Annotated in this window: 14 protein-coding genes; 1 reads left to right on the top strand and 13 read right to left on the bottom strand. The window is 41.7% G+C overall.

Annotated elements, in window-relative coordinates; all coding sequences use genetic code 11:
- Positions 1-239 precede the first annotated feature (239 nt).
- From MHH50_RS07340 to MHH50_RS07315, 6 genes are all read right to left on the bottom strand, one after another.
- Positions 240-4007 (bottom strand): GH32 C-terminal domain-containing protein, encoded by a 3768-nt coding sequence (locus MHH50_RS07340; protein ID WP_340034138.1) that lies wholly within the window; start codon positions 4005-4007, stop codon positions 240-242.
- Between the two features lie 130 nt (positions 4008-4137).
- Positions 4138-5031, bottom strand: coding sequence for an ROK family protein (locus MHH50_RS07335; RefSeq protein WP_076309640.1), 894 nt, complete (start codon positions 5029-5031; stop codon positions 4138-4140).
- A 21-nt stretch (positions 5032-5052) separates the two neighbouring features.
- The gene (locus MHH50_RS07330; protein WP_340034137.1) at positions 5053-6534 is read right to left on the bottom strand and encodes a glycoside hydrolase family 32 protein; all 1482 of its coding nucleotides are present in this window, start codon (positions 6532-6534) and stop codon (positions 5053-5055) included.
- Between the two features lie 57 nt (positions 6535-6591).
- Positions 6592-8205 carry an ABC transporter substrate-binding protein gene (locus MHH50_RS07325; protein ID WP_076220048.1) on the bottom strand — a complete coding sequence of 538 codons (1614 nt, stop codon included), beginning with the start codon at positions 8203-8205 and terminating at the stop codon, positions 6592-6594.
- A gap of 61 nt (positions 8206-8266) precedes the next feature.
- On the bottom strand, positions 8267-9148 hold the full coding sequence (locus tag MHH50_RS07320) for a carbohydrate ABC transporter permease (protein ID WP_036675818.1): 882 nt from the start codon (positions 9146-9148) through the stop codon (positions 8267-8269).
- A 17-nt stretch (positions 9149-9165) separates the two neighbouring features.
- A complete protein-coding gene (locus tag MHH50_RS07315; RefSeq protein ID WP_051490892.1) occupies positions 9166-10086 on the bottom strand; it encodes an ABC transporter permease subunit in 921 nt (306 codons plus the stop codon).
- Positions 10087-10551: 465 nt separating this feature from the next.
- Between MHH50_RS07315 and MHH50_RS07310 the strand changes: the two genes are divergently transcribed.
- The gene (locus MHH50_RS07310) at positions 10552-11589 is read left to right on the top strand and encodes a LacI family DNA-binding transcriptional regulator (RefSeq protein ID WP_076279555.1); all 1038 of its coding nucleotides are present in this window, start codon (positions 10552-10554) and stop codon (positions 11587-11589) included.
- A gap of 102 nt (positions 11590-11691) precedes the next feature.
- On the opposite strand, the gene MHH50_RS07305 is transcribed toward MHH50_RS07310, so the two are convergent.
- The 7 genes from MHH50_RS07305 to MHH50_RS07275 all read right to left on the bottom strand — a co-directional run bounded on the left by MHH50_RS07305 (position 11692) and on the right by MHH50_RS07275 (position 20882).
- Complete coding sequence (locus MHH50_RS07305; protein ID WP_175619978.1) at positions 11692-12498, bottom strand: ATP-binding protein; 807 nt, start codon at positions 12496-12498, stop codon at positions 11692-11694.
- 323 nt (positions 12499-12821) lie between these two features.
- Entirely contained in the window at positions 12822-14219 is a 1398-nt protein-coding gene (locus tag MHH50_RS07300; RefSeq protein WP_076218361.1) for an MATE family efflux transporter, read from the bottom strand.
- 398 nt (positions 14220-14617) lie between these two features.
- The gene (locus MHH50_RS07295; protein WP_076193514.1) at positions 14618-15769 is read right to left on the bottom strand and encodes a DUF4163 domain-containing protein; all 1152 of its coding nucleotides are present in this window, start codon (positions 15767-15769) and stop codon (positions 14618-14620) included.
- A gap of 114 nt (positions 15770-15883) precedes the next feature.
- The gene (locus MHH50_RS07290) at positions 15884-16621 is read right to left on the bottom strand and encodes a CPBP family intramembrane glutamic endopeptidase (protein ID WP_076276587.1); all 738 of its coding nucleotides are present in this window, start codon (positions 16619-16621) and stop codon (positions 15884-15886) included.
- A 991-nt stretch (positions 16622-17612) separates the two neighbouring features.
- Positions 17613-18482: a carbohydrate ABC transporter permease gene (locus MHH50_RS07285; protein ID WP_076125340.1), complete on the bottom strand. Its 870-nt coding sequence runs from the start codon at positions 18480-18482 to the stop codon at positions 17613-17615.
- Complete coding sequence (locus MHH50_RS07280; protein WP_076125342.1) at positions 18479-19402, bottom strand: sugar ABC transporter permease; 924 nt, start codon at positions 19400-19402, stop codon at positions 18479-18481. The genes MHH50_RS07285 and MHH50_RS07280 overlap by 4 nt, the downstream gene beginning before the upstream one ends.
- Positions 19403-19481: 79 nt before the next feature.
- Positions 19482-20882, bottom strand: a complete 1401-nt coding sequence (locus tag MHH50_RS07275) for a sugar ABC transporter substrate-binding protein (protein ID WP_076282274.1) — start codon at positions 20880-20882, stop codon at positions 19482-19484.
- Between the last annotated feature and the right edge of the window lie 201 nt (positions 20883-21083).

The following is a 21083-nucleotide window of genomic DNA, read 5'->3' as shown; positions in this document are numbered from 1 at the left end:
CCTTTCGTGATATTTCTATGTTCTGATTGAAAATTGCACACTGAATGTCAGCTTTGCCTTTATCAAGAACACCAAAATTCTTTACAAAAGTTTTAAGGTTTTAACTAATTTACATTCTACTTACATTTCCAATATCCGTCAATACATAAAATGCAGCCAAAACAAAAAGCAACTCATCCGCAGACAAGTTGCTTTTTAGACACGCTATTCCCCCTTCCATTGCTTCTATCATCCTCAGGTTAATTGGTAATTACCCATTTTTGTCGATCAAGAGTAGGATCAAGCTCGCTAAGGGACAGTGTCGACCCATCCGCTGATACTTCCATCGCTTTCTTATGATGAGCAGAAATAATACTTACGGTCCCATCATCATTTTTGTGAAAAATCCAACGCTGATTGTTATATCCGAGATAAGGGTATAACTGAATTTTATTTTGCCCTGTGTCTAGATCAAGCGCCTGACCGGCTGTTGTACGAATAGAATAGGAACCTGCATCGTCCCCCGTCGGCACGAATACCCACTTCTGATCCGTAAAATCATTCGCATCCTTCAGTGTAACAGCTTCACCATTTGCGAGATTTGCTGTATAAAGGGATTTCTCTAGTTCTGCATTTACTAGACTGGAAGTGGTTAAATCGGCAGGTGTTTCTCCGCTCACGTTAACGTTTTGATATGAAACATTTCCGCCAAATACATGTAGTCCAAAGCGGCCTTCTGCAAATACGCCGTCCTGGAGGTCGATCACTTTCTGCCCATCCACATAAACCACGATATGCGGGCCCTTCGCTTCGATTTTCACTTTGTAGGTTTGACCCGGCTGAATGAACGTCGGAACTTTTGCTAGAATCTGACGCTCTTCAAAACGGCCGTCGATTTTATAAAACAGACGGATGGACTTCATATTCGGATCCAGATTTAAGTAGTATCCGCTGCGTCCATCTTCGCTGGCACGGAACAACAAAGAGCCTGCTCCTCCGGATTTCCCTAACATCATCTCTGCTTCATAAGTAAAATCTCCTGCCTGCTTCTCTGCGATATAATTCGCGTCACTCCAGTAATTTCCATGAATCCCATTTTCACCAATGACCCAGGAGGCTGCAGATAGATCTTTAGTCCACCCACTTAAGTTCGTATGAAATTTACCCCCAGATACCTTAACTAATAAGCTAGCCGATGTCTTCCCATTTGGAGTAGAGACAGTAATGATAGACTCGCCTTCTTTTTTAGCTACAAGGGTTGCCTGGGAGTTATCCACCACGTTTAGTTCAACAACATCCTTGTTACTGGAATTCCATTTAAGCGGCTGTGCCCCATTACCGGTACCATTCTCTACCATCGCCAAAAGTATGTCGCTTTGCCCCTTGCTCAGTTCGCGATCAGTTGTATCCATCATTATCTTGGTAGCTGAGCCCGTCTCCTGATTCCATACAGAGCCTAACTGATTCACCTTCAGAGATACGACTTTTACGTTGCCTCCTTTGGTGTAAAAACTCAAAGCTCTGCTGGCTGGATCCGGAAAGATGACGTCAGAGAAAACAACTTTACCGTTGTTGCCAAAAACCTCAATAGAAGACTCATCTACAAGGATACGCAGCTTAACTCGCTTGTTCTCCGTTTGCATTGCCGCTTCATGTCTTGTACTAAATAGACTCGAAAAATCCGTCAAACCAGATGCAGACCGATCCACGAAAATCCGACCCTCACCAGGTTTATATCCAACAACCGTTTTTTGACTTCCCCCTACACGAACGTTAAAGCCAAATTCACTAACCTGACTACCTGCTGGAATTTCTACTTCAGCTTCAATCTCGTATGCACCAGAGGTAACCCCTTTCAATAGATTCTGAGAAGAAGGACTCACCTCTTTGTTAGCAGTAGAATACAGCTGACTACGCAGCGATTCCAACTCCTTGATCGGACTTTGAGCGAGCTGAATCCCATTTTTTGTCGTTACTAATGAGACTTCTCTTGGGATTGACAGTACGCCTTTCCAATGGCTTATTGGAAAAGCAAACGGATAGTCCCAGTTTGTCATCCACGCCATCATTACGCTGCGATGATCTGGCATGTTTGAAAAAGACATTGAAGCGTAGAATTCTTTTCCAAAATCTGTTCGCAATACTTTCCCTGCCGGATTATCATTAACGAATTTACCATCCGCTGTTAAATGACCCACAAAAAATTCAGCATCTGATCCGCCTGTTTTTGAATTCGCTCCTGTACTAATCATCAGAACCCATTTCTTCTGTGATGTTCCGTCTACCGAAAGCTGAAGCAGATCCGGACATTCCCATACACCGCCGCGAACATAGTCCCCGTATCCCCAACTATCTGTCAGGTTCCAATCAAGTAGATTCGTTGAAGCAAAGAAACGAATATGGTCTCCACCGGATACAACCATTACCCACCTGTTATTGTCATTATCACGAATCACTTTCGGATCACGGAAATCCCAGCCTCCCGGCTCCCCTCCATTATCGCCTGGATTCTCGATAACCATTGGACGCGTCTTGGAATATTCCCAAGTACGACCTTGGTCCTTGCTGTATGCAAGACCGATACGCTGATTCCCATTCGGGCCATCGGGATTATAGGAAGTGTAGTAGGCAATTAGACCTTTACCTCCTGAATCCCCGAACAAACCTGATGCATTCGTCAAATCTGCCACAGCTGATCCAGACCAGACATGCCCATGATCATTCCACGGCAGCGCAATCGGAAGCCGCTTCCAGTTCAGCATATCCTTACTGACAGAATGTGCCCAAGTGCCTCCGTCCTGATGGAATAGATGATATTCACCTTCGAAGTAGACAAGTCCGTTCGGATCACTGGCAGAACCACGAATTGGCGTATAGTGGTATTGAGGACGATATTTTTCACTATAATAATTGCTGGCATCCGTCACATAGGTATCCTGGAAGTAAGCTGTTCCCTGTTTAACAACGATTCCTGCATATCCATCGGTATAGGTTTCATCTGTTAGATCGATTGCGGCCGGGGTGTATCCGTCTAGAAAGACCTGAATTCTGTTTCCCTTCGCCTTTATCTCTACATGATGTTTTGCTCCGGTCTGACTTGGATAGGTATGCTGTGAACTTGCAATCGTTGTTCCGCTAGCTTTCGTCAGACTTACACGAACCTGATTTCCTTCCTTTGTCAGGGCTGCTTCATATCCCTTTGTTCCATCAGCCGATGAACGAAAGGCGAGCGCTGCAACAGAATCAGGACGAAGAGATAGATTTCCTTCATATACAAAATCAGCAGCTTGTTTATTATAAATTTGCTGTGACTTCATCTGCTTTACTGCCATTCCTTTCTTGCCGTTGATATTAGGCTGCCATTGTCCTTTATTTGTAACCACAGCACCCAAATTTCCTTTCAGGTCACTCACGAAAATATTTTGGAACAAAACAGAACCATTCCATACATTGAGTCCCAGCTTACCAGTACGATACGCATCATCCTGAACCTCAATCAAAGGTTTATATTCGTTGTCCCAATATACTTTCAGTGATGAACCCTCTGCTTTCACCTTGAGATGATAGATCTCTCCTGCCTTAATAGTAACCTTCCGCTCCTCTTTTAATTTCCCTTCACCATCACTTGCGTCTCGTAAGCGGATCATACCTGCATTCGGAACAATTTGGAGCATGTAGGAACCCCAGCCATCTTCATTAGAACGGAACAATAAGGTCGCGTCCGCTTGCATATCCTTGATCATGACATCAGCTTCATAGATAAAATCCTCTGACACCGTTTCGGAGATTGCCATTACATTTTCTTGTGGATCGGAAGTCAGTAAAATCCCTTCCACAGTATCCGCCAACTTACCTTTTCCTTTTATTTGCCAACCTGTCAAGTTTGTGTTTGTTTTGGTTACGCTTTCAAAAATAGAAAGCCCCTCCTTAGCTTGTTTACTTACCTCCTGATCAGCGGGCGCAGCCCAACCCATACCGGGATTGGCTACATATATGCCTGCGGAAGTCATAACAAATCCTGTTGCCATGAGAAAGGATAAAACTACTTTTCCCTTATTAACCATCCTCTTCACCCTCTTTTTCTATCATCAATCATTTCTTTTATTGTAAAATAAGAAGGAGGCCAATTCATTGCACTGACCTCCTCTCTATATTCATTTACAATTGAGCAGAACTCTGACTTTCCAGTGCTGTGAGTCCAAGAGCGAGAGCACCACATAATCCCGCCTGTTGGCCTAGTCCTGGTGGAACGATATACTCATCTATGTGTTCCAAAATAGTACTTGAGCTGACATAACCGTTCAGGTTCTGTAGCACGGCCTGCCGAATAAGTGGAAATAATTGTGACTGCTGCATAACACCACCACCCAGAATGATTTTCTGAGGAGAGTTAAGCAATATAGCACCCGTAATCGACTGTGCAATATAAAATGCTTCCATTTCCCATGCAAGGTGATCTATAGGAAGTTCATGTCCCTTCTTCCCCCACCTTGCTTCAATAGCAGGACCTGCCGCCATCCCTTCTAGGCAGTCCCCATGATAGGGACATCCCCCTGGGAATTCATCTTCAGGATGGCGTCTTGTAAGAACATGACCCCCTTCAGGATGCACAAGACCATGAATAAGTTTACCTTCTGAATACACTCCCACACCAACACCCGTGCCAACTGTATAGTACAAACAGCTGGATAACCCTTGGGCTGCGCCCCATTTGGCTTCACCAAATGCCGCTGCATTGACGTCCGTGTCCCAGCCAAAGGGAACCGAAAAGTTTCTTTTCAAAGTGCCCAGCATATCGTAATTTCCCCAACCTGGTTTTGGTGTTGTTGTAACGTAACCATACGTCGGACTATCTGGGCTTATATCGATTGGACCAAACGATCCAATTCCGATAGCTTCTACTGGTTTGTCTTGAAAATATTGAATAACTTTGGGCAACGTCAACTCAGGATGTTCTGTCGGGAAACTGATCTGATCTTCAATGATCCCATTTTCATTCCCGATGCCACATATAAACTTCGTTCCGCCAGCTTCAATCGCTCCTATACGCATATACAAGACTCCTCTCGGTGACTAATTCTTGTCTTGCTCAGCAGAGAGAGTAAGCTCATAGATATCCAGGGAAATCAGCAAGTCATTCTCATTTTCTGCAAACACAGCAATACCTTTAGATTCTAGTCCAGGGAATATAAGATCCGTAATCACTGCCTGGCCTCTATTACTAAACGCCTCAACGGAAGAGCGATCCACATAAATACGGAGATCATTTGACTCATCAAGCGCTGCGAGTTTGGCTGAATGATGTCCTACGAAATGTTCATGGAAATCATGCTGGCCCGAAGCCTTCCGGTCTACATAAAGTTCCTCTGTCTCACCGTTGATACCGATCACTGTTTGTTCATCCGCACCAACTCTTACCTTGAAACCTACAGATTTACCCCGAGCGAACTCAGCTATAATCTCATAAGATTCCAAGTGAATCTCTTTAAGAAGAGTATTGATTTCTTGCACCGTTGCATTTTTTATAGAAAGGACTTGTACACGAGCTGATTCCAACTCTTGTACCGGCTTCTGCACAAGAAAGGTTCCCCCTTGTCTTGATTCGAGCTGAAGTTCTCTTGCAATTGTCATCGCGCCACGGAATTCTTCTGCTGGCGTCTTGTTAGCATACATCCAGTTGCTCATCCAGCCGATAAATAACCTTCTTCCATCTTCCGCCGGTATATCGGACCAGCTTACACCTGCATAGTTATCTCTTCCATAATCAAGCCAGCGGACTTTTATCGAATCTTCATCTGGCGTGAACACTTCTCCATCAAAATCCCCTGTAAAATACTGTGTTCTTGATCCTTCCACAAAAGCGGGATCCGCACCGATGCTCACTAGCATCACCCATTTCGTGTTCGAAGGATCGCCATCAATGGCCAGCGGGAACAAGTCCGGGCATTCCCATACCCCGTCATGAGAACCGATTCCTTCTCCGAATTCACTGGTAAATGTCCAGTTCATCAGATCAGGAGAATGATATAGACACACCGTTTGACCACAAGCTACAATCATCACCCATTGATTAGTATCTTTATTCCAAAATACTTTCGGGTCACGGAAATCAATGAATGTATCATGTTCAAGCACCGGGTTTCCATCATATTTCGTCCAGGTTCTTCCGTTATCCTTACTATAAGCCAAGCTTTGACGCTGAATGGCTGGCTTGCCTTCCGGCATATCCAAATGGTGTGTAAAAATCGCTACTAGACCTGGTTTATCTTCAAAAAATCCAGTCGTATTATTCCAGTCAACTACGGCACTGCCGGAAAAAATCATACCTAACTCATCTGGAGCAAGAGCGATAGGCAGCTCCTCCCATGTAACCAGATCCTTGCTGACCGCATGGCCCCAGTGCATAGCGCCCATAGTCATTCCACCTGGATGGTGCTGGAAGAACAAATGATATTCACCCTCAAAATAAACCATTCCGTTTGGATCATTCATCCACTTTTCCTTAGGGGAAAAATGATACACTCCGCGGTAATTTTGTTTCGCAATCGTAGACATTATTGTTTTCTCCTTTACTCCCGAACACGGCATTTACCGCATATTATTTATAGTTTATTATTTGCTTGCTCTGTCATAGCCGCCTTGTTTAATTTCAAGCCATTCTTGCAGGCCCAGACGGTCCAATTCTTTCAAATATTCATCCCACTGCGCTTCGACTTTACCATTTTGGTACCATTCAGTACGCATTCTAAGCACGTAGGCAAACAGATCCGTTTCAATTGTCGTAAGGCGATCAAGCTCTTGAATAGAATGGAATACACTCGGCATTACGTTTTCTGCTTTCATTTTAGGCGCCATGATGTTCTTGATAATATCCATTCTGCCTTTGGCATCATCCGGCATGGTTGTGTATTTGCCATAATAGGAATCAAGGATAGCTAAGGGTCCACCGACACTTGTTTTCTCACGTAGTTCTACAGGAGCTGCACCCTCCAGCGGCAAATGCTTCAGCATTTCTTTTTCTTTATCAAATTCGAAAATATTTTGCTGTTTATCGTCTCCATACGTTCCCCAGTTGTTCTGTACAGATTGAATCGGATCGTAGAGTTGATCAACCCATTTCGCTGTCGTTTCTAAGTTCTTATTGGCGCTAGTAACAACCATCTTACCTCTGCCCAAACCAAGCGCGTTCGTTCTTGTTACGTTAACTTCACCATCTGGTCCAGCAAGTGGAGGCATAACCTCGTAAATGTCATTTGCTCCAGTGATGTTCGCTTTATCCCATGAGAAGTAAAGTCCGTATCTCTGATCCTTCCCTTTTGCAAGGTAAGTACTCCAGTCCTGTGTATAGGCTTCAATATCAATGAGTCCTTCTTTATACAGCTCGTTAATAAAAGAAACGGCTTCTTTGTAATCATCTTGTGCCGCCGTAAATATTACCTTTCCATCATTGTTTACAACCGCATGGTCAGGGTTCTCACCCAATCCGAATGAAGCAAATAGGAAAACCAGATCTTCTGCTCCAGGCTTGTTAATAAAGGACAAAGGAATTTCGTCAGCCTTACCGTTGCCATTTGGATCTTTTGTCTTGAAGGCAATTAATACTTCTTTTAATTCTTCTGTTGTTGTAGGCATATCAAGGCCCAGCTTCTCAAGCCATTCCACATTGATCCAAGGCATACTGTCTACCGCCTGGATTCTTTCTTTGCCATTGCCCAGCTCTTCGATCCACGGAAAGGCATAAATATTACCGTCTGGTGCCGTAATCATACTCTTGTATTCCGGTGCTTCTTCCAGCACCTTTTTGAAGTTGGGCATATTGTTCTCGATAAGCTCATTCAGCGGAATAATGGCACCATCTTTAGCAAGCTTGAGCAGCTCATAGTCGCTATAGTCCGCATTAAAAATTGCATCAGGAAGATCGCCGCTTGCCACAGCCAAGTTTCTTTTTTCAACAAATACGTCTTTCGTGAAATTCTTCCAATTAATATGAACATTCGTCTTTTCTTCAAGACGCTTATTAATCAGTTTTTCATTTGGATCAACGGGTGCAAGTGGAGAGCTTTGCGTAATAAAGTTCAAAGTTACTTTACCGCTGGCGTCCTGTTCTTTACTAGCTGCACTTCCCCCTCCTCCTCCGCCACCGCATGCAGTAAGGAACATAAACGAAGCAAGTACAGATGCAGAAGCTACTTTCGTTGATACTCTTGATTTCTTAATTCTTTTCATAGGGTATGACCTCCAAATTAGATATGAATGAATTAATCTTTATCTATGTGCAGCCTGTTTCCTACTTAAGGGAACCGACCATAACACCTTTTTCAAAGTACTTCTGGAAGAACGGATACATAACAATAAGTGGCAAACTGGAAACAACAATGGCAGCGTACTTGATGATTTCAGACAATCGTTTCATTTCCGCCATGGCGAGTTGATCGCTGATCATGCCCGGATCTACCTGATTCTGGATCAAGATGGACCGCAACACGAGCTGCAGTGGATGAAGATTCGGATTATCTAAATAGATCATGGCGTCAAAGTAGGAATTCCACTGGCCCACAAAAGCATAAAGAGCGAGCACGAAAACAATCGGTTTGGAGAGCGGTAATACGACACTGAAGAAAATCCGCATCTCCGAAGCTCCGTCTACATTAGCGGCTTCCTTCATTTCATTCGGTACTCCTTTGAAGAAAGTTCTAGAGAGAATGATGTTCCATACATTGACTGCTCCTGGAATGATCACCGCCCATACTGTATCAAGCAGACCAAGATTCTTAACGAGCAGGTATGTAGGTATAAGCCCACCCCCAAAGAACATGGTGATAATAAACAAGGTCATGAAGAATCCTTTTCCTTTGAGCCTGTCATCAGACAGTGCGTACCCTGCACAGATTGAGACGAGAACGGTAAGCATAGCAAATGAAACAGAGTATAAAACAGAGTTTCCAAAACCTCGGATCATGGCCGGATTAGAAAGAATTTTTATATACCCTTCTAATGACCAGTCCGAAAGGTTGAATGATAATCCTTTACTGAGCAGAACTGATGGATCCATAAAAGATGCAATCACTACATAAATCAAAGGAAGTACAATGATAAGTACGGCCAGTGTCAGGAAGATCGCGTTCAGCACGACGATAAAGCGATCTAATCCGGAATGTTTAATGGGCATAGCTTGTTGCTCCTTTCTTAGTAAAGACCTTCGCCCTCATTCAGTTTCTTCACGGTAAAGTTAACGGTGATGAGCAAGACGATGTTGATGATAGAGTTAAACAATCCTACTGCGGCTGAATAGGCATAATCGCCCGACTGCAAACCAATTTTATAAACGTAAGTCGGAATGATTTCTGAGGTTGGCAAGTTCATCGCCGTTTGCATGAGATAGGCTTTTTCGAAGCCAATGGACATAATCCCACCAGCTGCAAGGATAAATACAATAGCCATAATTGGACGAATGGTTGGCAAATCGATATGGCGTATTCTTTGTAGAAGATTAGCGCCGTCAAGATTGGCTGCATTATGTAACTCAGGATCGACATTAGCAAGTGCTGCTACATAAATAATGGATGCCCAACCGGCTCCGGTCCAAATATCAGAAAGAATGTAGATCGAACGGAAGTACTCCGGACGAGACATGAACATGATTGGTTCACCTGTAAGCCAGGTAAAAAACTGGTTAATCGGTCCCGTTGGGGACAAGAAGATAAACAACATCCCGACCACAACGACAACAGAAATAAAGTTAGGTGCATACAAGAACAACTGAATGTTCTTTTTGACGCCTGCACGGCGAATTTGATTTAACATCAACGCAAGCAGGATTGGGATTGGAAAACTCAGAATTAATCCGAAGAAACTTAATTTAAGCGTATTCATAAAGATAACTTCGAAGTTGGGGGATGACAGGAATTTCTCGAAGTTGTACAAGCCTACCCATTCACTCCCCATAATCCCTTTGATTGGGCTGAAATCTTTAAAGGCGATAATCGCACCATACATAGGACCGTATTTAAAAATCAGGGTCAGGATCACAGCTGGTGCGAGCAAAATATAAAGAAAGTAGTATTTCTTTAGATAGTCTAGTAAGGAGCTCTTATGTTTGGTCACCATTGTTCTGTGTTCAGCTTCTATTAGGTTTTGCAATGCCTTTACCTCCGTTCTTATCAATGTTTATATCTTGATGCAGTAAGGGCTTTCAATTGGCTTATGTCCTGCTGCTTTTACAATTTACCAAACACTTAATCGTTCGTCAATACATTTTGTAAAAATATTTGTGTGCATATGACAAAGCATTATGTTCATAAATGATGCATATAATTTTACATAATTACAAATACAGCCAATTTAAATAGGATTATATACTTTAAAGTCAACATATTCTCATGAAGATGAAAATAATAATACATTTTTTGCACATTTATTCGCTGATAAAATGTAAACTAAATTGTTCATTTGTAAATATCATATTGCTATTTTGAGTAAACTAATATACATTAAAGAGAGTTGGAATCATGCCAAACAGTACACTATTTGTGGCGAAGGTTAAGAACAAGAATATAGAGGTGAATTACATAGATGGCCAGGGAAAAAGTAACCATACAAGACATCGCGGATGCTTTAGGAATCTCTAGAAATACAGCTTCCAAAGCCTTAAATGGAACGAATGGTATACCTGATGAAACTAGAAACAAGGTTATAAAGAAAGCGATAGAGTTAAAATATAAACAATTTGCTTTTATGGACACCGAGAGTGTTCAACCAAGAAACTCTGGAAATATCGCTTTATTAACAGAAAACTTACCTAACACTTCCCACTTTGGATCGAAACTGATCAGTGGCATGGAGAAACGAATCAGTGCAGAAGGATATAATTTATCCATGCACATTATAAGAGACATTGATCAGGAGTCCTTGTCTCTTCCAAATAATTTTGATGTCGCCAATGTAGACGGAATTATTTGTATTGAGTTGTTCAATTCCGAATATAGTAAGCTGATTACAAGTCTAGGCATTCCAACTATTTTCATCGACTGCTCTGCCGATATCTGCTACCCTGAATTCCAAGCAGATGTACTTCTCATGGAAAACGAACACAGCACATATCAACTTACAAAAAAGTTAATTGATGGCGGTTACACATCACTGGGGTTCATCGGGGACTATAATCACTGTAGGAGTTTTAATGAAAGATGGGTGGGCTTTAATCGCGCATTGATAGAATCTGGGATTCATCTCGATCTCTCACAATGTATTCTCGATGACGATCGACTATTTTTTTCGAGTCCGGAGTGGGCAGATGCTAAGCTAAGCCAAATCAATCAGCTTCCTTCTGCTTTCGTGTGTGCTAACGATTATATTGCGGTTACCTTTATGAAGTCACTCAAAAATATGCTTTCCATTCCTAATGACCTCGTCATTTGTGGTTTTGATAATGGTCCTGAATCAAGCATTGTAGAACCCCATCTCACCACTGTTCATATTTATAGTAATCAGATGGGTGTCAAAGCAGCTGAAATGCTACTTTCCCGAATTCATGATCCGAAGCAACCCTATCAGGTTTCTCATATTTATACCAAACTCATCCTAAGAGAATCTACACCTAATATCAGTTGATGAATTTAAAAAGAACCCAAGCGATTAAAAATTCCGTCGCTGGGGTTCTTTTTTTTCGTTGAATTGTTCCAATTACAATTTCCTGTATTTATAATCCCACAATTAGTTCAAGGAAGGATTGTATTCTTCATAAGATAGAACAATATGCTCTCGTTTTAGCAGACAATGCTCTATAATCGCCTTACGTTTCGCTTTCAGGACAATTTGTTCAATATCAGCAAAACTGCAACCGGAAAGACGTTCGCATGCCTCCTCCATCAACCCAGCTTCACTTTCAAAGTCATTAATTAACAGTTCGACATATTGACGCCTACTTGATTCATCCGGGTTAGCATAAATCATTTTTGTATCAAACCTTCGCCAAATAGCTCTATCCAGTTCATTTTCTAGGTTCGTCGCTGCTACAAAAATGCTATTGTCACCAAAATCATCGAGACATTGCAGCAGTGTATTCACCGCACGAGCCATTTCTTTAACCTCGTCATTACTCTCCCGTGTTCTTGCAATGGCATCAAACTCATCCAGGAAAAGAACACAAGGAGATGCTTTGGCATACTCAAATATTTTCCGGATATTACTTCCAGTCTCGCCCAAATGGCTGTGAATAATTGCATCAAGTCGAACCAGGATAAGTGGAAGCTCCAGCATTTGAGCCATATAAAATGCCGTCAGTGTTTTCCCTGTGCCCGGTGGACCATACATAACCACTTTATTGGGAATGGGAACTCGATGTTCTTCAAATCTTTCCCTCATACCTAAGATTGTGATGAATTCTTCGACAATCTTTCGATTCATATCGGGTAGGACGAGATGTCTAACCTTTTTGGCACATTCTTTGGGTGTATAATAGGTACCCATATCAATCCCTTTTGCTCTGGGTAGACGTTGATTGGTGCTGCTTTTATTCATTATTTATTGAAGCTCCTTTAAAATGGTTATTTTCAAGAAATCCAAAAGATCCTTTCTGAATCCAGTTCAACCTGCTCTAATTGCCGCTCGAAGTTCTCGTGAGGAACGATAGAGTCCGCTTGTGACCATTCATTATCCACAAATCAATTCATCTTCCACATTGTATTTATTCGTAATTATTACGATTTAAAATATCATACTTTCTTTTTGTTTATTATGTCAACCAGTAGCACAAAAAAGAGCCTTTATAATTCCAAGGCTCTTTTAGGGTATATCTATTAAATCGGCCATCCAGGCAAAGCAGAAGTTCCAGCATTTTGCGTTCACATATTGTAAGTCCTGGCTAGCTTGGACTTAGCTCTGAGCCGGGTGAATTCCTTAGTTACCAGGATTACCGTCCACACTACAACCACAGAATCAATTACAAGCGAACCCCAATATACTCCGGAGACGCCTAACCATCTTGGCAAAACAAGCATCACTGGCACATAAAAAACAAGTTGTCTGGTGATGCCGATAACGGCTGCCGGTTTCCCTTTATTAATCGCAGGGAAAAAGGTCATGGCCATAAAAATGAGCGACAATAACGGCAGAACCGCCATGTTCAACCGGAAATATAACATTTCGCTGGTCTTAAAGATTTGATCCGGCAGCATCAGCCCCAGAATGGAAGCCGGCGAGATCATGGAAATTATCCAGAAAGGCAAAGTCAGCAGCATGGAAACGAGTGTGAATATTTTATAGGCTTTGATGGCGCGCTCATACTGTTCTGCTCCAAAATTTATGCCGATGACTGGCTGCAAGGCGCGCATTAATCCGAATATCGGCGTCAACAGGAAGGTGAATACACGAAAAACCACTCCATAAAATGCAATATCTGCTGTAGTCCCGTATCTCGACAGTGCATTAAATACTACAACAGCCTGTACCAGATTCATAAAGTTCATAATGAAAGAGGACATTCCCAGACCAATTATGGATTTGATTGTGGCAGCATCCCGATAGATTGCAAAGACATTCGTTCGGAATGAGGCAAATCCTTTGCCAAAATAAATCCATCCCAGCAAGGTGTAGACCAGCATCCCGATATTTGTAGCCCAGGCAGCTCCCTCTACTCCAAAATCCAGCCAGGCTACCAGAATATAATTGGACAATACATCAACTGCCAGTCCAATGCCCATTACCACGGCTGCCGATTTCATTTTCCCTTCGGCACGTACAATCATGTTGGCAGCCAGTCCATAAATCCAGAAAAATGAACCAATCACCGTAATTCTAAAATAGCTGTCTCCAAGAGCCAGAGTTTCCCCTTCTCCTCCCATGATTCGCACCAGCTGTGTAGAGAAAAGCAAACCCAATACCATATAGACAAGCGTTACAAGGATGGACAGATAATTAACATTCCCCATCAAACGCTTCTGCATTTCTTTGTCCTGCCTGCCGAGGGCTAAACTTAAAGCAGAACCGGCACCCACCCCAATCAAGGAGCCCAGTCCCAAGCTGATCTGGGTTAATGGATAAGCTACCGAAACCCCAGCCAGTGCTTCCTCTCCGACAAACCTTCCCACAAATACAGCGGCAATAACCGCATTTAAGCCATAGAGGACCATTGCGATGATAGCGGGCCATGATAACTGGACCATAATATTCCAAAGATTACCGTTGAGAATAAAATGCGTCTGCTTGTCTTTGCTGTTGTTTATCTGTGTTACTGTGTTCATAATATGAATTTTCTCTCCTTCTTTTGACTGAATATGCAAAGTCCTCGTTCAAAAATTATACGGGACTCCTTGCATTAACTAGTCTATAAGACATGTTGGCTAGCAACTACCGCAAAAAGGATTGTTTCTATCTCATATAGGATTTTATCTTTGAATTTATATAAATCTCCCCCGGAATAGCCCCCTCTCATTTTCATTCCTATTAAAAAACTGCAGCAGGAGTGGTCGCGGCTCCGCAAGTTTCCGGTACATGGTCAATTTTGAATGCTAGGCAATCATTTAGTCCCCCCTACTTAACTCAACAAAAAAAGCAACTTCCCAGTTGGCAAGTTGCTTTTAAAAAAACTCTTTTGTGATAAAGTAACGATGAAAAAAAACGATTGAAGTCAAAAAACGACCTAATAAGCAGCGAACGGATCCGCATTATTCGAAAGGAACTGAGCCCATGTGAATTTGAATTCAGGACTGCCTACAACACTTTCTGCTATATCACCTGGAACAAAAAACACAGTGAATCCTGCATTAGTCAAGTAGAAGTTATCCAGGTATGCATTAGAATCTTTAGTTAACTTATTGAACAGGTCAATAGAGTAGATAGAAGACTCAGTACCTTTTTGGACTTGTTCTTGAAGTGATTTCTTAATAACCTGACTGTAATTGCTGTTGGATTTCAGCAAATCTCCCAGCTTCATTGTCGTACCATCCTGCAGAGAGTAAGTAAGACCTGTTTGTGAGCCGCCCCCATGAGCTCCGCCGAGGTATTGATAATTGGTAAGCAGGAAGCTAATCACTCCATTTTGATTGTAAGTCACCTTGTAGGCCAGTTCGAAATCGTATGTCGCTCCTTCCGCTGGAGCACCAGACTTAGCCAGTTGTTTTTCCGAGGCATCTAGAAACTTCTGTGCCTGAGCTTTCACCGCTTTATTAATTGCCGCTTCGGCATTTTGATTCGCAAGCTGCGATACAACTGGATATACGATATTGATGGTTACATCCTTATGGGAATTAGAAGACTGGAGTTTACCGGCAGTTATAGTCAGTTCATTCATTCCTGCATTCGTGATATTGACAGTACGGGTTTGTCCGTTCCATTGGGCCAAATATCCGAAAGGTTCAACCAAGGCTTGCACTGCAACAAAAGAAGTTCCTCCGATTACCTGAGCTTCATATCTTTGTCCCAGACCGCTTCCATTTAACTTTACAAGTGCACTGTCGATATCCAATGAATAATTTACAGTATTCTCTCCCAGGGTAAGCTCTACACTATGATTTTTGTTATCGTATTTAACAGCTGCACCTAATGCTTGCGCTGCGTCTTTAAGCGGAATGAGTGTATTACCTAATGGGCTTAGGAAAGCCTGAGTCCCGATTGCTTTACCTTTAACCTGGACATTCACCCTGGAGGTTATTGTTGCAGTAGTGGCTGCAGCATGAACTGATCCGACAGACACGGGTAAAGCCGCCGCTGTGCCAACTGCAGCCAGTGCTGCTGACAATAGAAGTACGGACATCCGCTTTTTAGTTGTGAATTTTTTAACTTGAGTTTCCATTTTGAAGATCTCCTTTTAGTCATTTTCTTACTATCACACTATAATCCCGTCATTTCCCGGATTGTTTACAGTATTTTCAGAAAAAGATTACAATTTTTACATGGAATTCGCTAATCAATGATGCATTGAAACCATTAAGGCAAATCCAAAAAGTGTCCAGTCATTTAGCACATGCACTATAAACGATGTCCAAATGTTTTTAGTCTTAATGTATGGATAGAGCAGAACAATCCGTACAATGCCGATACCGAGAATGGCTTGTGCAATATTCCAATTATAAGTTGGTAAATGGTATGCGCCAAAAATAATGGATACTACAATCCACGCTAAGATAATCGCAGACTTTCTGTTCAGTTTAAGTTTTTTTACTCCTAAGTACAAAATGACTAAGAATGGAAGGATCGTTATTAATTCTTCTCCAAAAAGCATCGGGAGCATTGTCAGGAACGTCGTAATTGTATCGGAAAAATTACCATTGAATCCTTCACTCACTGGATTTGCACTAAAATTAAATAATTTCGTAATAATAAAACCAACACCATAGGTCACAATAAGATTTACAATGTACGTCCCAAGAATTAATATAATATCTTTAGCAACTAATTTTCTGAAAAGTAATGTCCACTGACTCCGTGCAACAAAGATAACTGCTGCTAATGGGAAAATCACATTTATAAAAGGATGTCCATAAGTACCTCCAAACCCAATAAGAAACAATGCAAAACCTGCAGCAACAGCTATCAGAAATATTAGGCTGGTTTTCAAATTTAGAGTAGGGGATTGCAGTTCACTGTAGAACGGAAAATCATCATTTTTACGCTCAAATCTAAAAAAATTACTTTTACTCATCATTAATCAAATCCTTCCTGAAAATAATGAAAAGCTATACTCTCTGAATACTAAAACCAATGAATACAGTCAGCTGTTTTTTGTACTATCACACTATACTCCCATTTTTTTCTGAAACATTTACAATTTTTTCAGAAAAGAATTACAATATTTACACAAGTTTTGAATAAACTGAAATTAATTCATCACTTAATTTTGCAAATTCATGAAAATGTTTAAAAAAATGAATCTATTTCAGAAATAATTATGTTGTTTTGATAAAATAGACAGGTAATAATAGAATAAACAGTTCTCTTGTTAAAAAACTAAAAAGCGAGGTTTACCAATGTTATGGACCTGAAGCTGTTAAAAAGAATTAAAACGATAAATTTCTTCACATTCTTCTTTTTTTGGACTGTCATCTTTTTTGCTCTTGCGGATAAGCCACCACCTGCTGGTTTCTATGGGCTTATTGCCCTATTATTAGTTTATGGTATTTTACTTATTATCTATTTAAATGATTTTATTGAAAGCTTGATTAAAAAGCGAAGAGGAGTTTTTCTACTCAATTTGTTATATTTCTCCTTGGGAGGTTTTGCTTTCAGTCTTATTCTTTCAATTATTGTCATTAACCTTGTTTCAAATGTAGAAAATGAAGGATATCTAATCTCGGCATTCAGTTCAACCGTAATAGGATTCCTTAACGGGTTATGTTTTTATTTTTTCAACAAGCTGCTTGTAAAGAGGTACAACCTAATGATTGAGCAGAACCGCTCTGAATAATAAAAGAGCCGAACTAGCTAAAGAATGACGTATCGCCAAAAAGCAACTTATCCGCAGATAAGTTGCTTTTTTATCATGTTCGCCTTATAGAACTCATGATACAGCTTCGGAGCCAAAGATATCGATAAGTGCATCAGGTTTTCGTTTTCAATACAATGACCAGTGTTATCTTGAAGTGGCATACAAGAAAATGATGAGGCTCTGTAATTTAACGGATGGGTGTACATTGGAGCTAATTTTTCAGTCCTGTCAACGTGATTCCTTCTACGAAATATTTTTGACCAATCAGATAAAAAATGACACCCGGCGCAAAGGACATACACGTAGCCGCCATCGTCAGCGACCAGTCCTGCTTTAGTTGGCCTCTAAAAGCGGTTAGTCCCAAGGCTATCGTATACTTATCGCTTGAGTTTATGTAAATCATCTGTTGAAGTAGATCATTCCATAAACCGATAAAGATAAATAATGCGACGACGATCATCGCAGATTTAATGGCCGGCATAATAATGCTGAACAAAATGCGGTAATATCCAGCGCCATCGATCGTTGCTGCTTGATCAAGCTCTCTCGGAATAGACATGATAAATTGCCTAATCAAAAAGATATTAAAAGCCCCGCCACCACAGAAATAAGGCAAAATCAACGGCAGATAGCTGTCATGAATTCCTAAGCCTCTCGTCCACCCAATATATAGCGGAATAAGTGTAACCATGGCAGGTAGAAGCATCGAACCGACACAAAGAGCCCAAATCAATTTTTTGCCCCGAAAACGTAGTCTTGCAAAGGCATAACCGCATAAAGTCGCTGTAAAGGTTCCTGCCAAACAGGCGGGTACAATAATAATCATAGTATTCCATAAATATTTCCAAAACTTAAAGATCTCTAGCGTTTCTGCATAGTTTGAAAACAACCAATTTCCTGGCAGCAGTGAAGGCGGATATTGGTATATCTCGGCATTCGACATGAGCGACGTGCGAAATATCCACCAGATTGGAAAGAGCACGAGTATAGTAAAAAAAATAACAACGACAAACGAGATCAGGTTCATCCATTGATTATTACGTTTTTTGCTCTTTAATCTTCCGTATGAGGCTACACTCATTTGTCATCGCCTCCTTCATTAAAGATCCATAGGTTGGAGGTTTTGAATAATACACCAGTAAAGCCTGCAAGAATAACAAAAATAACGGCTGTTGTCGCACAAGCATACCCCAATTTATAATTTACAAAAGCTTGATCATACATCAGATAAGTTAAAAAGCGTGAAGAATTACCCGGGCCGCCATTCGTTAATGAAAGAGCCGGCGTAACAATTTGGAGATTGGCAATCAAGCTCATTAGCAAATTGTAAAAGATAATGGGCGACATGCACGGTAAAGTGATATGCAAGAATCGTTTCCATCCATTCGCACCATCCATTTCAGCCGCTTCATGGTAGACGACCGGAACATTTTGCAGCCCAGCTAAGAAAATAACAATTAAGTTACCTGACAGCCAAACCGAAATCAAGGATAGGGATGGAATGACATAGCTGGAATCCGCGATAAAAGAAACTTTGTTCAAACCCATCTCAGAGAGAATAAAGTTAAAAAATCCAAAATTAGCTTCGTATAACCAGGACCATCCTACATATATTGCGGCTGCCGGCAAAACGTACGGTACATAGAACACAGCCCGGAAAAACCCTCTAGCCGGAATTTTACGATTCAGTAGCATCGCAATAAAAAGTGAATAAATCATGCCTCCAACTACCGATAAGACGGCAAAGTAGACCGTAGCGATAATAGAATCTTTAATATAAGGATCAGTGGTAAATAGATTAATATAATTCTCGAAGCCAACAAATTTGGGGTCTGAAAGTCCCGTCCAATTCGTTAAGCTGATCCCGAGCACCCCAATAAGAGGTAGATACGTTAGAAAGATCAGCCCAATGAAGGCAGGGATCAATAATATATACGCGGCTCGTGCCTCACCTGCATGAATACGTGAACGACGTTTCGGAGATTTATTAATCATTTCCATCTCTATCTCCCCACCTGAAGATCATAATATGGCCGCCGCGTGTGTGAGCTTGGCAGCGGCCAGTCTTTTACGAACTTTACTAATTGCCTGAATGGGCTGCTTTCAACGCATCGAGATTTTTAGAAATAGCATCCTTAGCGGTCGTCTTTCCAGTCCATACATCCCCTAAAACCGACCCGAGCAAGGTGTTAAACTCCGTCGTATGATTCGTATAGAACCACGCTGCAGGCTTCACAGCAGGTGATTGCGCATAATCGACTACTGCAGATTTATATTCGTCATAAACAGGGAAGTTAGGATTTTCGACCCATTTACGGGTAAGGGTCTCATCCGTGTACCACTTCTCCAGTGTTGGCATCCAGATCCCCGAGCTAATGAGGCCCCAGTTATTTTCTTCTGAGTTGTACCATTTCAGCCATTCCATCGCTTCTTTTGGATGCTTAGTCTGGGAGAAGACGACATTGGCGCCACCCGTGTTGAGAGTAACCTTATCCTTCATGTAAGGCAATACTGCGACGCCATAGTTCAAGCCTTCATTCTTGGCCGTATTCAGACTAGTTCCCACGTTCCACGCACCGTTAGTAGCCATGGCAACAGTTCCCGCGATGATGGTTCGTTGAATGCCATCATCAGTCTGTCCGACAGACAACGGAGCAACATGATCCTTCAAGTAAAGATCTGCAACCTTCTGAATTCCCTCTATACTGGCGTCTTCTCCAATTCTCACCTCAGTCCCATCACCCGAATAGAACCCTCCACCATTACCAAGCGCCCAGGTCTCAAGCTGCCATGGTAAGTTTTCAACGGATGCGCCAAACTGTACGATACTCTGCTCATTAAAGCCACTCTCATCAGGATGTTTACCATTTTTATCAAGGGTCAGCTTCTTTGCTGTTGTTACAAATTCGTCCCATGTCCACGCTTGGTCTAAAGCGGCTGGGGGATAGGGTACATTGGCTTTGTCAAACATATCTTTGTTGTAATAGAGGAGTAAGATTTCATTGGCAGCCGCGTAGGCTACGGTTTTCCCTTGATATTTGTAGGCTAAGCTATCGAGTGGTTTGCTGTCGCTTCCTTCGTACATTGTATTTACATCATTCAGCATGCCTTGGGTAGACCACTGAACGACCCCATCTTCTCTGAGCATCCCTGTGTCAGGCAATTGCTCTGCCGTAGCCATTGTATTCAGCTTAGTCATGTAGTTTTCCCAAGGAATTGCTTGTACTTCTACTTCAATTCTGTCTTGAGAAGCATTAAACTTATCCGCCACTCCCTGGGTTACATTTCCCTCTTCCGCACTTCCCCACATCGAATAGATAATTTTGACCTTCTCCTCAGGCTTGGAGGTTGCGTTCTCAGATGCTTTGGGTGCATCAGATGCCTTGGTTACTGTGTTTGTCTCGTCTTTCGCGCAGCCAATGACACTTAACGCTATTGCAGTTGAAAGAATACCTGCCCCGAATGCTTTACCTACTTTCATTTCCCTCTCCCCCTTCATAATTACATAGATATGTCTAACCGTTTGACCCCTTAAGTTATTGAGTTAAACGTTTAGTACCAACTTTTTTAATAATTTCAACCTTTGCTTGGAATCCGAAATTTCGGCCAGCAGATACGACTTTTAATATCGTAAATATTTTCAAAAAGTGGTATAGAGTCTTCATGAACTTGGGATGTTTTA

It is taken from the genome of Paenibacillus sp. FSL H3-0302, assembly GCF_037982245.1.
Lineage (GTDB): Bacteria > Bacillota > Bacilli > Paenibacillales > Paenibacillaceae > Paenibacillus_AQ > Paenibacillus_AQ odorifer.
This window is presented reverse-complemented; position numbering and strand designations above follow the sequence as displayed.

Bases quoted from the DNA above. Each gene is read 5' to 3' on its own strand.
- MHH50_RS07340 (WP_340034138.1), bottom strand. From the start codon at position 4,007: ATGGCAACAGGATTTGTTATGACTTCCGCAGGCATATATGTAGCCAAT.
- MHH50_RS07335 (WP_076309640.1), bottom strand. From the start codon at position 5,031: ATGCGTATAGGAGCGATTGAAGCTGGCGGAACGAAGTTTATATGTGGC.
- MHH50_RS07330 (WP_340034137.1), bottom strand. From the start codon at position 6,534: ATGTCTACGATTGCGAAACAAAATTACCGCGGAGTGTATCATTTTTCC.
- MHH50_RS07325 (WP_076220048.1), bottom strand. From the start codon at position 8,205: ATGAAAAGAATTAAGAAATCAAGAGTATCAACGAAAGTAGCTTCTGCA.
- MHH50_RS07320 (WP_036675818.1), bottom strand. From the start codon at position 9,148: ATGCCCATTAAACATTCCGGATTAGATCGCTTTATCGTCGTGCTGAAC.
- MHH50_RS07315 (WP_051490892.1), bottom strand. From the start codon at position 10,086: ATGGTGACCAAACATAAGAGCTCCTTACTAGACTATCTAAAGAAATAC.
- MHH50_RS07310 (WP_076279555.1), top strand. From the start codon at position 10,552: ATGGCCAGGGAAAAAGTAACCATACAAGACATCGCGGATGCTTTAGGA.
- MHH50_RS07305 (WP_175619978.1), bottom strand. From the start codon at position 12,498: ATGAATAAAAGCAGCACCAATCAACGTCTACCCAGAGCAAAAGGGATT.
- MHH50_RS07300 (WP_076218361.1), bottom strand. From the start codon at position 14,219: ATGAACACAGTAACACAGATAAACAACAGCAAAGACAAGCAGACGCAT.
- MHH50_RS07295 (WP_076193514.1), bottom strand. From the start codon at position 15,769: ATGGAAACTCAAGTTAAAAAATTCACAACTAAAAAGCGGATGTCCGTA.
- MHH50_RS07290 (WP_076276587.1), bottom strand. From the start codon at position 16,621: ATGATGAGTAAAAGTAATTTTTTTAGATTTGAGCGTAAAAATGATGAT.
- MHH50_RS07285 (WP_076125340.1), bottom strand. From the start codon at position 18,482: ATGAGTGTAGCCTCATACGGAAGATTAAAGAGCAAAAAACGTAATAAT.
- MHH50_RS07280 (WP_076125342.1), bottom strand. From the start codon at position 19,402: ATGGAAATGATTAATAAATCTCCGAAACGTCGTTCACGTATTCATGCA.
- MHH50_RS07275 (WP_076282274.1), bottom strand. From the start codon at position 20,882: ATGAAAGTAGGTAAAGCATTCGGGGCAGGTATTCTTTCAACTGCAATA.